Raw genomic sequence first — 16,073 nt, forward strand, 5'->3', positions numbered from 1 at the left:
ATTAAAAAATAATTAAAAAATAATTAAAAAATAATTAAAAAATAATTAAAAAATAATTAAAAAATATGAAAATGATTATATGGCGTTGGAATCGTTGCTTGATTGTAAATTGATACAGCGTTTTCAACGCCATATTTTTAAGAAGACTAATCATTCTAAAGTAAGCGGCAATCACTGTCGATACCGCACAATTGTAGAGTTTTCACGTCATAATTTAAGGAGAGAAAATGCTTACTCATGGTGTTTTGAATGCGCAACTAGCTCAAGCTATGGCTGGATTAAGGCATAAAGATCAATTTGTGATTTCAGATTGTGGTCTTCCTGTACCTGATGGCGTTGAGGTTATTGATTTAGCACTAGTATTTGGCGTACCTCGTTTTAAAGATGTGTTGGATGCTATTAAAGGCGATTTAGTGCTCGAGTCTGGTGTGATGGCTGAAGAAGCTTTAGGAAAAGAGCCTGAATCTTTAGTAAAAGACGCATTTGCAGTACCTTTAACTTATGTTCCTCACGATGGTGAAGATGGTTTCAAAGCATTGGTATCTCAAGCAAAATTCGTGATTAGAAGTGGGGAAACAACGCCATATTCTAATGTGATTTTGCGTTGTGGTGTGCCTTTTTAAAAGTGAATTGTGTAGAAAAATTGCGCTTGTTTTAAGTTGAATTTTATTGTTTGCTGTTATTGGCAAAAATCTTAGTTAGAGGGATAAAATGAGGCATTACGAAGAACTTAGCTCGCTTGAGAATTTGAGTAAAATTGCGGCTGTAAAAAATTTAAATGCAAATAGTGAGTCTGATTGCGCGGCTTTATCGCGTAAAAATGGCATTGCAGTAGTTGGCTCAATGAACGCAGATTACACGATTGTGGCAGATCGTTTGCCTAATCCTGGAGAAACTGTAAATGGCAATGAGATATGCGTGCTTCCTGGAGGAAAATCTGGGAATCAAGCTGTATCTGCTGCAAAAATTGGTGCAAACGTTTGCATGTTTGGTGCAGTCGGAAATGATTCTAACGCTGATTTTCTTATAAATTCTTTGAAATCTGCTGGAGTAGATACAAAACATGTTCGTCATGTAGAAGATGTTAAAAGTGGAGCTACAGTAATCACAGTAGATTCTAAAAGTGGCGAAAATACAATAGTTTATGCTTCTGGATCTAACTGCAAAGTAGATGTTGAGTATATTGAATCGGACTCAGTAAAATCTGCTTTAACAAGCGCAAAAGTTTTAGGACTCTGTTTTGAAAGTCCTATGGAAACGGTTGCGCATTGTGCAAAATTAGCGCATGAAAATGGTGTTAAAGTATTGATTAACGATTCACCATTTTTAGATAAAATTCCTCAAGATTTAATTGATTCTTCAGATATTTTGCTTGTAAACGAACATGAGATGGCACAATTATTGCATATTCGTGAGCCTGAAGATGGCGATTGGGATTCGTTTGACTGGGAGCATACAGCGAAAGTTATGCATGATTTCGGTTTTGATGAAGCTATTGTGACTCTTGGATCAGAAGGCTCTGTTGTGTTGAATTATGCTGAAGAGGATCCTGTTTGCCGAATCCTGCCGCAAAAAGTTAAAGCAGTCGATACAACAGGATGCGGTGACGCTTTTATGGGCACAGTTTTAGCTTGCTTATCTTGCGATATGCAATTAGACGATGCTGCTGCTCTTGCTTCATACGTGTCTGCATACGCTGCTACTGGATTTGGCGCTCAAGCTTCATATGGAAGTGTAGAAGAGATTCGTAAATATTTTGGCAAGTGATTTTGAAAGCTTACTTTGAAGCACTTTGAATCTTTTTGAGCTTTTCGAATAGTTTCGAATCGTTTATATTCGTTTCAAATTGTTTTTGAAATTGTACTTTCGAATCGTACTTTCGAATCGTTTTGAATCGTTTTGAAATCGCCTATTTTCCTCACGACTTTACCAACTGGTAACATAAAGACCAGTATGTGCAATTTCGAAGGAAGGCTGATATGTCTACGATTCTTGAAGGTAATCCTACAAAGCACTTAATGCTGGTAACTGGTAGAGCATATCCGCAACTTGCGGATGAAACAGCACAATATCTTGGAATTGATGTACTAGAAACTACAGCTTACGATTTTGCAAATGGTGAGATGTACGTGCGTTTTACTCAGCCTGTTAGAGGAGCTGACGTATTTGTTTTACAAGCGCATACAGATCCTATTAACAATTGGATTATGGAACAATTGCTTATGGTTGATTCTTTGCGCAGAGCTTCCGCTAGAAGTATTAACGTTGTAGCTCCATTCTTCGGATATTCTCGCCAAGATAAAAAGCATCAAGGAAGAGAGCCTATTACAGCGCGATTGATGTTTGACTTATTCCGCGCTGCAGGTGCAACTCGCATCTTGACTGTAGATATGCATGCTGCTCAAGAGCAAGGATTCTTTGATGGTCCAGTTGATCATTTAACTGCAATGCCTGTGTTAATTGATTATGTGCGAAATACTATGAAGCTAGATAATGCAACAATTGTTTCGCCAGATGCTGGAAGAATTAAAGTTTCAGAACAATGGGCTGCAAAGTTAGGCGGTTTGCCTTTGGCGTTTATTCATAAAACGCGCGATATAACTCGTCCAAATCATGCAGAAGCTCATGGAATTATTGGAGATATCAAAGGTCGCGATTGTATTGTTGTTGACGATATGATTGACACAGCCGGAACGATTTGTGAAGCTGTTCGAACTTTGCGTCAAGCAGGTGCAAAGTCTGTAACTCTTGTTGCAACTCACGCTTTGCTTTCTGGTCCTGCAGTAGAACGACTTAAGAATTGCGGAGCTCGCGAAATTATTTTGACAGATACAGTTCCAGTTCCAGAAGAAAAGCGTTTAGAGAATATGACAGTTCTCTCTATTGCTCCGCTTTTAGCTGCTGGAATTAGATCCGTATTCCGTTCTGGCTCGCTCGTTTCATTGCGTAATGCACTTCCTGAAGATATGAAGCAGAGGAATATTTACGCGCATTAAGCGATAAATATGGATATTGGATCTTTTAGATTAAGCTAATTTTTACAGTCGTTACTTTAAGTTAAACTTAACAGGTTGTTCGTGTGGCAAATAAGCTACTGTGAACGACTTGCAAACACACTCCTGCTATGGAAAGCCCATAGCCGATAGTCCGAAGGAGGTGGGTGATGTCTGCACATAAGTATGAACTGATGTTCATTGCTGATCCAGAGCTTGATGATCGCGGTCTTAAGAAGTTGACTGAGCAATATCTTGAGCTCGTCACCAAAGAGGGCGGTTCTATTGATAACGCCGATTATTGGGGTCGTCGTAAGCTTGCTTATGAAATCAATGGCAAGACTGAAGGCAACTATGCTGTGGTGAGCTACACTGCTGAGCCATCTGTTAGCGATGAGCTTGACCGTGTTTTGAATCTTAATGAGTCTGTAATTCGTACGAAGATTCTTCGTAAGGATGCTAAGTAAACAGTAAAAACAGTAAAAATAAATAAGTACTGTATAAATCTGTAGATAAAAACTGTATATAAAGCAATAAGTAAAATTACACAAAATCACATTGATTTTATAAGACGGATTTTTTAAATCGCGTATATTGCGAAAAGCTTTAGAAAATCTGTGATATTTAAGAAAATCGATTGTATTTTGTAAAACGCAAGTCGAAAATATTCTCCAACTGCGATTCAAAGGGAGACTGATATGGCAGGTGAACCGGTTCTTACAGTGGTGGGAAACCTCATTGCAGATCCTGAATTAAGGAATACGCCTAGTGGCGCATCTTTAGCGAGTTTTACTGTGGCTTCTACGCCGCGCTCGTTTAATCGCAATTCAGGTAAATATGAGGACGGCGCTACTTTATTCATGCGTTGCACTGCTTGGAACGATTTAGCAACACATTGTGTAAATAGTATTCACAAAGGTGTTCGAGTAATTGTTCAAGGCCGTGTAGTTCAGAACTCATACGTAGCTAAAGATGGTTCTAAGCGTAATACTATTGAAATGGTTGTGGATGAGATTGGTCCATCACTAAGATATGCGACTGCTCAAATCACAAAAGTTTCATCAAATAGTGGTTTCGTTGGGAACGCCAATTCTTCAAATCAACCTATGAATGGTTCTAGCGGTTATGCTGGAGGTGCGAATTATACTAACACCAACAGTAATTCTATGAATGTAACTCCTGCAGAAGATCCGTGGAGTGCATCTGCTCCTTCAAATGATGGTTTTGCAACATTTGGTTCAACATCAGATTTTGGCGCAGCAGGTGATGAGCCTGAATTCTAAATTGAGTTTAGGAATTTAATAATTTGCTTATTTGCTTATATTTACTAATAAAACATCAGTTAAAACGTATTTGAGAGAGGACATCCTATGTCACGCAAAAGGCCGCAACCACCGGTCAAGCCTTTCAAGAAGAAGCCAAATCCTTTGAAGGCTGCCAAGATTACTGAAATTGATTACAAGGACGTTGCATTATTGCGCAAGTTCGTTTCGGACCGCGGTAAGATTCGTTCCCGTCGTATCACTGGTGTAACCGTTCAGGAACAGCGCAAGATCGCGAAAGCAGTGAAGAATGCTCGCGAAATGGCTTTGCTCCCATACGCCACCACCGGTCGCTGATTGAGAGGATAAGAACATGGCTGAAACCAAGGTTATTCTCACGAAGACTGTTGCCAACCTCGGTCACTCTGGTGACGTTGTTGAAGTTAAGTCTGGCTATGCACGTAATTATTTGATTCCTCAAGGCTTAGCTTTTGCTTGGAATAAGGGAGCTGCTTCACAAATTGAGGCAATGCGCCGCGCTCGCCTTGCTAAGGCTGTAGCCACTCGTGAAGAGGCTGTAGCTCAGAAGGCTCAAATTGAGGGCACTGTTGTAGAAATCTCTGCTAAGGTTTCCGAATCCGGTAAGCTTTTCGGTGGTATTTCTGCAGATAAGATTGCTTCTGCTTTGTCTTCTAAAGCTCAAGTTGAAGCTCGTGCAATTAGCGTTGCCGCTATTAAGACTACTGGTGAGTTCCCAGCAACAGTTACGTTGCATCCAGAAATCACTGCTTCCTTTACTGTTAAGGTTGTAGCCGAGTAGTTTGAATAATCTGTGTTTATAGGTGTCTTACATTTTATTTAGATATCTAATTCAGGTTTTTCATATAACTCGAGTAGTTAAACGTGTTTAGTCTTCTAGTTTGACTAGTTAAATTCCTTGAATTCTTTCTCCGGATTTTTGAATTCTTTGAATTCTTTGGATTTTTCGAATGTGTAAAGTAGAGCTAGAAGACAAGTCCATTTGGATTGATCTTAAGCATTTACCTCGTGCATGTATGTAAAGTGTTTACAGCGTGCGCGAGGTTTTTTCATGTGCTATATCATAAATTCACAGTATGGGCAATTAGTCTACTATCATATAAATATGCCTAATATTCTCGATTTAATTACAAGCGATTTTCGTACTTTTGCACAGCGTCCATTTAATGCTACTGATTCGCTTGTATTTTGTGAATTATCTTATCTTCGTATGCCTTCATCTGTGCCATTATATAGTGCGGATTCAAAAGGAATATCCACTGTTCCTATTACTGATTTACTCAGAGCTGAAGAGTTTTCAACGATGTTCTCTTGCGGTTCTCCTAAAGTGGATGAATTTCGTAAGAATTTACTTATGGCTGTTTTAGCAAATCCTAGATATCGCGGATTGCGTGTTGGCGAAGTTTTAGAACGCTTTGATGAATCGCATGAACAACAATTTGCTGGAGTTACTTTTGACTTAAGTAATTGTGAAGGTATTGATGATTCGTTTTTTGATGCAAGATCTAAGATGATTGGTTCTGGTTCTGGAGTAGCTGGTTCTGGAGCAACGGGTTCTGATTCTGTGTTTGGGGCAATAGGTTCTGATTCTGATTCAATTAACTCTGTTGACTCTGATTCTGCTGAAACTGACTCTGTTGTAAGTGATTCTGCTGAAACTGATTCTATTGAAACTAGTTCTATTGAAAACTCTTCTGATTCTGGAATTTCTAATAATTCTAGTCGATTCGGATTTTTTGCAAGTGCTGTAAAGCTTTTCAATAATATTCATAATATTTCGCAATTATTCGGTAAAAAATCCTCTATGTTCTCGAATCTTTCTAAGAAGAGATCATATTCTGGAGCGCTTGTAGTCGCATTTAGAGGTACTGATAATACGCTTGTTGGTTGGAAGGAAGATTTCAATATGGCATTTCGTTGCCCTATTCCAGCACAAGAATCTGCAGAAGAATATTTAACTTCTGTAGCGAAAAGATCTTCAAATAAGCGTTATAACTTGCGCTCAAATATACCTAGATTGCTTGTTGCAGGCCATTCAAAAGGCGGAAATATGGCAGTTTACGCGTCTATGAAGTTGGATTCGAATGATAAAAAATTAGGAAGTCGTATTGAGAAAATTTACTCTATGGATGGTCCCGGGTTTGCATCTGATGTAGTTAATATGGAAGTTTTTTCAGATGTTTCTTCGCGTGTTGAAAAAGTTGTTCCGACTTCTGCATTCATTGGATTGCTTATGGATTCAGCTTTAAAGTATCGCGTTACGCAAGCAGAATCTATAGGCTTAATGCAACATTTTGGAATGTATTGGCAAATTAAAGATGGCGATTTTGCTTATTGTGATTCCGTCACTCCGCGTGCTTTAGCGGTTTCAAATGCAGTTAATCATTGGATGTCTGGACTAGATTTTGACGATCGTAAGCGCAGAATAGAGAATGTGTATAACGCGTTATCTAGTTTAGGCTATTGCACTTTCGATGAGATGTCTTTGCATTGGTCTGAAGTGTTGCCTAAATTATGGCAAATAACTTCTAATCTAGATGTGAAGTCTAAAGAATTATTGCGAGATGTTTTAATGGCTTTCACTGGTTTATCAAAGTAGTTTGAAAAAAATAGAAAATATGAGGATATTTGATGAGGATTCGCTTAGATTTTGCGTATGACGGTAGTGGATTTTATGGTTGGGCTAAACAGCCTAATTTGCGAACCGTTCAAGGTGAATTGGAATCTGCTTTGCATAAAGTTTTGCGAGTTCCAGAGTGCGATTCAGTCAATCCTTTGCGTCTAACAGTTGCTGGACGTACTGATACAGGCGTTCACGCATCTCACCAAGTTTGTCATTTAGATGTTTCGCAAGATGTTCTAGAAAATTGTATTGGTCACATGTCTTGCGATTCTTTGAGTGCTCTTGAATACAGATTGCGTCACGTTTTACCTCAAGATATTTCTATTCATCGTGTTAGTGCAGCTCCGGATGGATTTGATGCTAGATTTTCAGCATTAGAGCGCACGTATGTGTATCGCATTGTTGACAGATCTGGTTTTGCGTTTGTAGATCCGCGTATGCGAGGATTTGTGTTACAAGTTGATTATGCGTTAAACGTTGATTGCATGAATCAAGCTGCCAAAATGATGGTTGGTTTGCATGATTTTGGATCTTTTGCAAAGCCAAATCCTGGTGGTACTACTATTCGCGAAGTTAAAAAAGCGTATTGGAATAGAATCTCACAGTGCGCTTGCGATCGTCTTGTTCCTCCTTTAGAGCAAGGTTTATTGGAGTTTACGATTGTTGCAGATGCTTTTGCGCATAATATGGTGCGCTCGCTTGTGAATGCTTCTGTGCAAATTGGCATGTCGAAGCGTTCTCTTGATTGGTTTGACGATAAAATTCATAATCCTGTTAGAGAAGGGTCAACTGGACCAATTGCACCTCATGGTTTGACTTTAGAAAATGTTGCTTATCCTTGTGATAGTGATTTAGCTCTTCGAGCTAATGCTATTCGCGCGCGCCGTGATATTTCTGAACTAAATTAGTTATTTAATTAGTTTTTTGTTTGTGATTTGGTTGGGTGATCTGGTTTGGCTGCTCTGGTTGGGTGAGTGGTTGTGAGTGTTTTGTGGTTGTTTTTTGGTTGTTTTATGGTTTTATTTATTTGCTCAAACTCGCAGGTAGCTTTGCATATTCGCACGTTGGTTTATAATCGAAAAGTTGCATTTGCTTTTAGCTCACAGTTTTGTGATTGCAATGATTGGATGAATGTCCGAGCGGTCTAAGGAGCACGCCTCGAAAGCGTGTGAGGGTTTACGCCCTCCGCGAGTTCAAATCTCGCTTCATCCGCGAATAGGGTTTCTGGCGATCGGCTAGAAGCCCTTTTTATATATATATATATATACTAGTGAGTAATGGCTGTTACTTGTCTCACAGACGTTACGCTCTTATGAGGTACATTGTCATTATGCTTGTGTTACTAGTATTTAGATTTTTAATTTAACTTTTTATTCCCAACAGGATTGGATTATGTTGGAATTTATTTAGAATCGCTCCACTTTTATATTGTTCGACCAAGCAACACCCATCCCTCACTAGTATTTTATGTGTGAATTTATTTGCCAGACGCGCTTTGCTATTAGTTAGGCAGAGATTTAAGATTTTTCGCACTGAATGAGATCTTTAGTGCCATTTTTTATCGCGCGCGCAGTAACATCTCAACACTTCGCTGGCAGGGAAGTCCACTGGACTTCCTCTCTGTGCCAGCTCACTCATCGAGGGAGCTTAAAGCGCACTATGCTGCTTTAATCTCGGTCGATTCGCAGCCCGATGGTGATTCATCGAATGAAGAAGAAAAATCGAAAAATCTCAGTGATTAACCGAAGATTAAAAGACTAAACATGCAAAGAGCTCTCGGAGTTTCTCTTAGAGCAATGTAAAAATCTTGCGATGAGAGAAACTCCGAGAGCTCAGCAACAACAAATAGGAAAATTCTGTAAACTAAACTATTATTTTGATTACAAACGGGGTGTTTAGTGGGGGAGTAAATGAATAATCATGTGTAAATAACATAAAACACACTGGTGATGTTGTTATAACAAATTTAGTGATGAAAATCACTGTATAAATAATTTGAAATTTATGAATATTTTGGTATTATACACAACGTATATCTGTAGTTTGCGCACGTTGTGTTGCGAAAAAATGATGCGAAAGATGATGCGAAAAACTAGCATTTGCGCTAATTATGGATGTCAAAAAATGAGAACAAACGATATTTCTGTTACTTTAGTTTTATGCAAAACGGCAGCAACAGTTGAATAAACGGAGCGAAGAAAAATGAAGAGGAATGTGAATATCAATAATTTTGTTGATTTACAAAAAATTGCAAAAAAGAATTCTTATGCGCCACTTTCTAAGAGTGTGTGCGCTGCGATGCTTGCAGGTGCAATGGTCCTTGGGGGGGGGGTATTCATTTCTCCTTCGCTTGCATATGCTGATGGGTATGTAGCGCCTGACGGAAACATTTACTACGGTTACAAGTCTGACGCGGATTATAGTAAAAACCGCATTAAAATTGAAGTTCATTACTACAGCAACAAAGAAGATGCTGATAAAGATGAGAACCGAGATCCTCTTGGCAAGTTTGTACGCGTAAAGTACGTTGCAAATCTTAATTCTAAAGATAATTCATTTGATAGATGGGCATTCCGTCCAATGTGGTGGTATGGTGTTCCAGCTGGTTTAACTGACGTACACAATATTATCTACAGCCGTTTTGAGAAGTATACAGATGCAGGAACGCCTTCTACTTCGCAGCCTTCTGCTCCGGGTATTAAAAAAGATAGTGATAACGTAACTAAGCACTACAAAGACGCAAAGGACTGGAAGAGTATTTCCAGATTCTACGTTGAAGATCCAAGCAAGCTTAAGTCTATGAACGGCTTGAAAACTCTACTTGGAATAGATGGCGGTCAAAACAAAGGTTACGATGGTAATACTGCAGGAAATTGGGAAGAATTTTATGCTGCATCTAAGGGCATGCAAGGAATGTTTATTGATTGGGAGTCTGCAGGTAAGCGCTTCTATGAGATGACTTACGTTGCAGAGTTGAAGGATGAAGCATGGAAGAACCGTGATGAGCATCCGCTTCGTTTTGCTGCTGGTGTTTACCGTTTTGCTGGTAATTGGCATATTGCTACTGGTCAGATTCATCGCGCTCCAAAGATTGCAGACAGCTTGAAGAACGTTAAATATCCATCTTTGACGACTGTTGTTAATGCTAATGAACTTAATGGTAATGAAAAGACTTCAGTTGAGAACGCTATTAAGAAAGCTAATGAAAACACAAATCATTTCACAGAGCTTCTTGAAAAGATTGATGTAGCTAAAGACGGTACTGCAACTCTTACTTTCCATGACAAGACAACGATTACAATGCCTGGAAAGTTGCTTGTAGTAGAAGATAAAAAAGATAACGTTAAGTTCCCACCTGTATACCCTGCTCCGATTGGCGTTGTAAATCCTAAGAGTTTAAGTGATAAGGATCAGCAGGCGATTATTGACGGATTTAAGAAAGCTAATAAAGACAAAGACTTCCTTAATAAAGTTAAGACTAATGATTCTGAAGCCTATAAGTTTGACAACACCAAGCATGAACTTACTATTACTTATACTGATGGCTCTACAATCACAGTTCCTTATTCATCTTTGGTGTATCAAGGTGCAACTATCGCTGATTGGGCTCCTTACGTTGTGCCTTCTCCAATTGAGGTTGAAAATCTTTCAAGCTTAAGTGAACAAGAAAAGAAACAGGTTACTGACGCTTTCGACACAGCAAACGCTGACTTGGATGTTTACAATAATGCAAAGAAGAATGGTGCAACTCCTGTAACATTTGATGATGGTTTTAAGAACGCTATCATTACTTGGGCTGATGGTTCTACTAGCGCAATTCCTTCATGGCAATTCTTAACTAAGAAGCCTGCTGCTCCAACTCCTCAGCCACCTGCTCCAAAGCCAGCTGAAGAAAAGAAGACGTTCACGGTTGATTTGCCGGTTAAACCTACTTCTGTTAATTTTAATCCATTCAATATGAAGGACTCGGATTTAACAGATACTAATAATTCTACGCAACTTGATTCTATTAAAGGCGTATTGAAAGCAAAGGGTGGTAAGGATTCTAAGAATCCAAATACAAAAGTAGCCATTGATAGCGTTGAATATAGTGTTGAAAACGGTATAGGCTACATCACATTTAAGGCAACTGGATACGAAAATGCCAAGTATCCAATGGGTATGTTCTTTAAGCAGAAACCTGGTATGCAAACTCCTAAGGAAACTGAACATAATCCACAAGGAAAGACTCAATATAAGTACAAAGTTCAGCCTGTAGAATATGAAGGTGATACCGCTAACGCTCTAGATTGGGTAAAGGCTTTGAAGCAGTTTGTTAAGTCTAACTACGGCAAAGATTTAACGAATGATCTTACAGTTACTGAAACATATGTATTGCCTGAAGGTATAAAACCTGTAGAAGGTACTCAAGGATTACAACGTTTCGTTAAAGGTGAGAATGACGATAATGGTGTAGCTACTATTCATATTGGTGATAAGGGAGTCTTAGAAGTACAAGGTTACGAAAAGGGAGATAGTAGTCCGAAGACTCTATTCACTGTTCCAGCGAGCGAGTTGTACGTTAAGAAGAATGCTAGTGGCATTGATCACACTGTTTCGGATTTGAAGGATCTTGCTAAAAAGATTCGCGATGCAAAGAAAAACAGTGGTGTAACAGACAACGATTTGAAGCGCGCTGGTATTGATGCTAGTGACAACACTATCAACGGCATGAATGACGAAAAGGCTCTTCGTGAGCTTATTCGCAAGCTTACTGATGCCAAGAAGGCGGAGTATAAGTACAATACAAATCCGTACGAGGTTAGTAATCCAACTGCGCAACCGACTGATAATGATTTCCAAGCTGCAGTTAAGCAATTCCTGAAAGCCAATTACGAGGATAGTAGCGCAACCGAGAAGATTGATAGTCTTACCTTTGATGCAAACAGCGCAACGCTAACAGGTAAGGGTTGGACTCCAAAAGCTGGTACTTCCTGCTTGGAGCTTAATTCTGATACGGTAACATATGGCATTACTACTGTTTCTATTAACGGTGACGGAAAGAGCGTTGACTTCAAGAATGGCGATACTGTTCTGTTTACAGTGTCTGCAACTGATCTCTACAAGAAGAAGCCTGTTGCTCCTGAACCTGCTCCAACTCCAGACGCTTTGGCGCAGATGAAGGAGGATGCGAAGAAGATTATCGATAAGAATCCGTATCTGACTCCTGAACAGAAGAAAGATTACAAGAAGCAGATTGATGATGCTAAGAATCAGACTGCTATTCAGGATATTCTTAAAGCTGCAAATGATAAAGGCAATGAGAATAAGAACAACACAACTGATCCTAATATTCAGCAAACCATTAACGATAACAAGAATGGTGGAAAGGAAAAGAAGGATCAGGAGCTTAAAGCTGCTAAAGAAGCTGCTACAAAAGCAATCAATGATCTTCCTAATTTGAGTGAGGAAGAGAAGAATACTCTTAAGGGTGAGGTTACTTCTGCAACTGACATTGCAGGTGTAAACACTGTTCTCGATAAAGCTAAGAAGCGCAATGAACTTGAGGGTGTTAAGAAAGAAGCTAAAGAGGAAGCTAAACAGCTTTACTTCCTTGATCACGGTACTGGTGCTGATGTAAATACTGCAGATACTCACGATGAGGACGCTGCTCTTAACAGCGTGCTGGGCTCTACTCCTGAAGAAGATTCTACTCTCAAAGCACTTGATGGTAAGTTGCAAGATTCTACTGCCACTGCAGATGATATTCGCAAAGCTTTAGATGCAGCAAAGAATGCTAATGTGAAAAACACGCAGAAAGCAAAAGATGTTGCAACAAAGAAACTTGAAGAGAAGAAAGATGCGCTTAAAAATGCTTATGACGCATTGACTCCTGATCAGCAAACACAAGCTAAAGATAAGTACGATGCTGCTATTCAAGCAATTGATAATGCTGAATCTTCTGTTAAGAAAGCAACTAAGCCTTCTCAAATCAAGACTGCTCTTGAAAGCGTGAAAGACGAAACCATAAACGCTGCAAATCAAGCAATCGAAGCTGCTAAGCCAAAGCACGATGCTTCTGGTAACACCAACGATAATGCTGCTGCTCTTGAAAAAGAGAAGAAGGAACAGATTGATCGCATCAATGAAAGTGACTTGCCTGAAGATAAGAAGCAAGAAGCTATTGGCAAAATCAACAAGGCTGATAAGCTTGGTGACCCAACTGGTATTGCTAACCGTTATTTGAAAGCTAAGAAGATTGATGATGCTAAGCAAGCTATTGACAACTTCAAGCATTTAAACAATGCTCAGAAGGATGCTTTTAAGGCAATTCTCAAAGATACTGATGCTTCTGATCACAAGAACGATGACGGCTCAACTTCTGACGACATTGACGATGTGCTCGCTAAAGCTGCAAACACAGATAATGCTATGGCTCATCTTGAAGAGTTGGAGAAGAAAGCAAACGACTTTAAGAATGAGCAAGGTGGCAACTACTCTAAGCCAACTACTTCTGAAGAAGATCAGAATAAGAAGAAAGCTTTCGATGATTATCTTTCGGATGCAACAACTCTAACTACAGCAGATAAGGGTGCTGATAAGAGCGCTGATGAAGTCAATACTTTGTATGACGATCTTCTTAAAGCAATGCGCGCTATTGATCCTAATGCAAAGAGCGCAGGTCTTAAGACTGATGCTCTTAAAGCTGAGATTGACTCCGATAATACCTACAAGCCAGATGCTACTGCAGATCCTGCAAAGCCGGGCAATCCTGTTTACAACACTTCTTCTAAAGAAAAGAAAGCTGAGTTTGACAAGGCTTTGGGTGAAGCTCAAACAGTTTTGAAGGAAGCTGCTAAAGCTGATATTTCTACTGCAGAGAATGAATCAAAAGAGCAAAAGGAGATTGACGCTGCTCTTGAAAAGCTTGTTAAAGCTCGCTTAGCTCTTGACGGCGTTGACACAACTGATTTGCAAAATGAGATTGATCAAGAATCTGCAACTACTTCTTCCGATGCGTATAAGTATGATTCTCAAGAAAAGCAGAACGCTTATAATAACGCTCTGAAAGCTGCTAAGAAACTCATCGAACAGTTGACTAGCGATAATCAGCAACAAGATCCATCTCAAGGTGACGCGCAGAAGCCAAAGACTCAAGCTGAAAAGCAAAAAGCTGTTAATGAAGCTCTTGCAAATCTTCAAGCTGCTCGCAAAGCTCTGCAAGGCGTTGCTCCATCTAATTCAGGTTCTGGAGATAGTGGCAGCACTGGCGTTTCAGATTCTGAGCCAACAACAGTAGACAAGAGTGAGTTGAACTTGCAAATTGATAGCACTGAGTCAGATATTAAAGATGGCAATGCTGGTACTTCCGGCACGTCTTCTAACAATGCATCTGGCGAAGGTAATTCTAATGCTATTAAGAAAGCTGTTGAGGATTCTAAAGAAGTTAAGGAAGCAGATTCTAAAGTTGCTCAAGCTCAAGCTAATTTGGATGCAGCATTAGAAGAAGCTAAGAAAGTTTATGAAGATCCTCAAGCCACTCAAGCTCAAGTTGATGCTGCAACATTAAAGCTTAAAACTGCTCGTAAAGCTTTGGAAGATGCAAAAGCTGCTGCAGCTAAAGTTCGCGCTGATGTGCTAAAGAAGTTGCTAAAGTCTAAGAAACTCAGTAAGACTGGCAGCAATGTATCTGTGATTGCTATGTTTGCTTCTATGATTTCAATAGCTGCAGGCGCAATCTTCGTTTCAAAGCGTCGCGGAATCTCACGTCACAGCAATAAGTGAGATTGTGAAGTAAAAAGCGCAAGTTAAAATCCTCGCTTATAATCTTCGGATTGTAAACGAGGATTTTTTATTTAGAAGACTTATAAGTTAAGCTTGAAGATTCGCCTGTAGGGTATCCGAGTGAGTATGCGCGAAGAAGCCTTGAAGTAACTAATTTTATAAGTATTCGCTTGAACTTATTGACTATGTCTTTCTCGTTTAAGCTTTTGTTTTCGCTTTTGTTGCTGATTTCTTCTTCGCTGTTATCGCTTTCTTCGACTTCGTTTTTACTGTTATAAGCAGTTATATACATACTTGTATTAAAAGCTAGAAGTTCTTCTCGAGCGCATTCCATATATGTGATCGCAGCAATGTCTAAAGTTTTTGTGCTAGTATAATCGCGTGTTTTTCCAGAAGATAGTGCATCAACTGGCATGTTATAAGTCTTCTTTCGCACATCTTCGCCATTTCCTGCAATGTGCATAAAAATATTTGATATGCTGGCGATATTATCGCTTAGTTTAATCAATTTTTTATCTAAATTCTTAGCTGCTAAAGTTTGTAAAATAAACGCAAGCCTGTCTTCGCCTGCAGCTGCTTGAGCTAAAGGATCGTGCGACAATCTCAAACTTTCATTGTTATGAGTAAATTCTCGAATGCTTTTAATAGCAGATATTTCTTCGTTTTTAGCGTAATCATTTATTTTGTTTGATGAATTGTTGAATGAATTGTTTGATTTTTGCGAAAGTTTAAGCATTATTTGTGCATTTTTTATTGTTGCTTCTGCAAATTTTGTATCGCATTGGATTGCGACTTCTTGCCATGCTTTTGCAGTTTCTTTAAGAAAAGAATCTTTAATTGATTCGCTTATTTTACCTTTAGATTTATTACCAAAGCTGCTATTTTTGCTGCTGTCTTTACTTGTGTTTTCGCTCTTGTTGTTGCTTGAGTCTTTGCTTGAGCTGACGCTTTTGCTGTTATCTGTTCCGCTGTTTTCGCTATCTACAATCTTTTGTTTTCTTTTTGCAATCGAATAAATTTTATTGCATAACTCCAACTCTTTTTGTGAAGTTTCAAGTGCTTGATTGTCAATACGAACAGATTTGCATGCAGATAAGTTAACAGTTAAACATATGCATAATGCTATGTAAATCAACGTTTTGCATATGTTTTTTGTGATTTTCAAGAAATCCTGAAGTGTCTGCATAATCTAATAGAATAGGCAAACAGTGTGACCAATTAGCAGCCTTGAGATTTTCAATAAATTGAGAGTCTTAAGAATATTTGTTAAATAATGGTCTAATTAGCGTGATTTTCTTAATAAAATTGCGTAAAGTTATCTAATTGGTTTAGATAATTATCTGATTGATTTAGATAACTTAAATAATTAAATAAGATAACAAAAACTGAAAT

General features: G+C 38.9%; 11 protein-coding genes and 1 tRNA gene. 11 read left to right on the plus strand and 1 reads right to left on the minus strand.

Features of this window, described 5'->3' with window-relative positions:
- Positions 1–227: 227 nt before the first annotated feature.
- The 11 genes from rbsD (at position 228) to Q0X59_RS03325 (ending at position 14,681) form a co-directional block, all read left to right on the plus strand.
- Positions 228–623, plus strand: a complete 396-nt coding sequence (rbsD, locus tag Q0X59_RS03275) for a D-ribose pyranase (protein WP_103042853.1) — start codon at positions 228–230, stop codon at positions 621–623.
- A gap of 88 nt (positions 624–711) precedes the next feature.
- A complete protein-coding gene (locus tag Q0X59_RS03280) occupies positions 712–1,767 on the plus strand; it encodes a ribokinase (protein ID WP_296156388.1) in 1,056 nt (351 codons plus the stop codon).
- Positions 1,768–1,979: 212 nt separating this feature from the next.
- Complete coding sequence (locus tag Q0X59_RS03285) at positions 1,980–2,996, plus strand: ribose-phosphate diphosphokinase (RefSeq protein WP_075524023.1); 1,017 nt, start codon at positions 1,980–1,982, stop codon at positions 2,994–2,996.
- A gap of 167 nt (positions 2,997–3,163) precedes the next feature.
- A complete protein-coding gene (gene rpsF, locus Q0X59_RS03290; RefSeq protein WP_075524022.1) occupies positions 3,164–3,460 on the plus strand; it encodes a 30S ribosomal protein S6 in 297 nt (98 codons plus the stop codon).
- 231 nt (positions 3,461–3,691) lie between these two features.
- On the plus strand, positions 3,692–4,276 hold the full coding sequence (locus Q0X59_RS03295; protein ID WP_075524021.1) for a single-stranded DNA-binding protein: 585 nt from the start codon (positions 3,692–3,694) through the stop codon (positions 4,274–4,276).
- An 87-nt stretch (positions 4,277–4,363) separates the two neighbouring features.
- Positions 4,364–4,612 carry a 30S ribosomal protein S18 gene (gene rpsR / locus Q0X59_RS03300; RefSeq protein ID WP_004105399.1) on the plus strand — a complete coding sequence of 83 codons (249 nt, stop codon included), beginning with the start codon at positions 4,364–4,366 and terminating at the stop codon, positions 4,610–4,612.
- A gap of 16 nt (positions 4,613–4,628) precedes the next feature.
- The gene (gene rplI, locus Q0X59_RS03305) at positions 4,629–5,075 is read left to right on the plus strand and encodes a 50S ribosomal protein L9 (RefSeq protein WP_075524020.1); all 447 of its coding nucleotides are present in this window, start codon (positions 4,629–4,631) and stop codon (positions 5,073–5,075) included.
- Positions 5,076–5,399: 324 nt separating this feature from the next.
- Positions 5,400–6,893, plus strand: coding sequence for an Mbeg1-like protein (locus Q0X59_RS03310; RefSeq protein ID WP_297643233.1), 1,494 nt, complete (start codon positions 5,400–5,402; stop codon positions 6,891–6,893).
- A gap of 32 nt (positions 6,894–6,925) precedes the next feature.
- Positions 6,926–7,825, plus strand: coding sequence for a tRNA pseudouridine(38-40) synthase TruA (gene truA / locus Q0X59_RS03315; RefSeq protein WP_297643169.1), 900 nt, complete (start codon positions 6,926–6,928; stop codon positions 7,823–7,825).
- 217 nt (positions 7,826–8,042) lie between these two features.
- Positions 8,043–8,129, plus strand: a tRNA-Ser gene (locus tag Q0X59_RS03320).
- A 990-nt stretch (positions 8,130–9,119) separates the two neighbouring features.
- Positions 9,120–14,681 carry a sugar-binding protein gene (locus Q0X59_RS03325; RefSeq protein ID WP_297643171.1) on the plus strand — a complete coding sequence of 1,854 codons (5,562 nt, stop codon included), beginning with the start codon at positions 9,120–9,122 and terminating at the stop codon, positions 14,679–14,681.
- A gap of 67 nt (positions 14,682–14,748) precedes the next feature.
- On the opposite strand, the gene Q0X59_RS03330 is transcribed toward Q0X59_RS03325, so the two are convergent.
- On the minus strand, positions 14,749–15,867 hold the full coding sequence (locus Q0X59_RS03330) for a hypothetical protein (protein ID WP_297643174.1): 1,119 nt from the start codon (positions 15,865–15,867) through the stop codon (positions 14,749–14,751).
- Positions 15,868–16,073: the final 206 nt, after the last annotated feature.

The sequence above is a fragment of the uncultured Gardnerella sp. genome (assembly GCF_947280595.1).
GTDB lineage: Bacteria > Actinomycetota > Actinomycetes > Actinomycetales > Bifidobacteriaceae > Bifidobacterium > Bifidobacterium vaginale_A.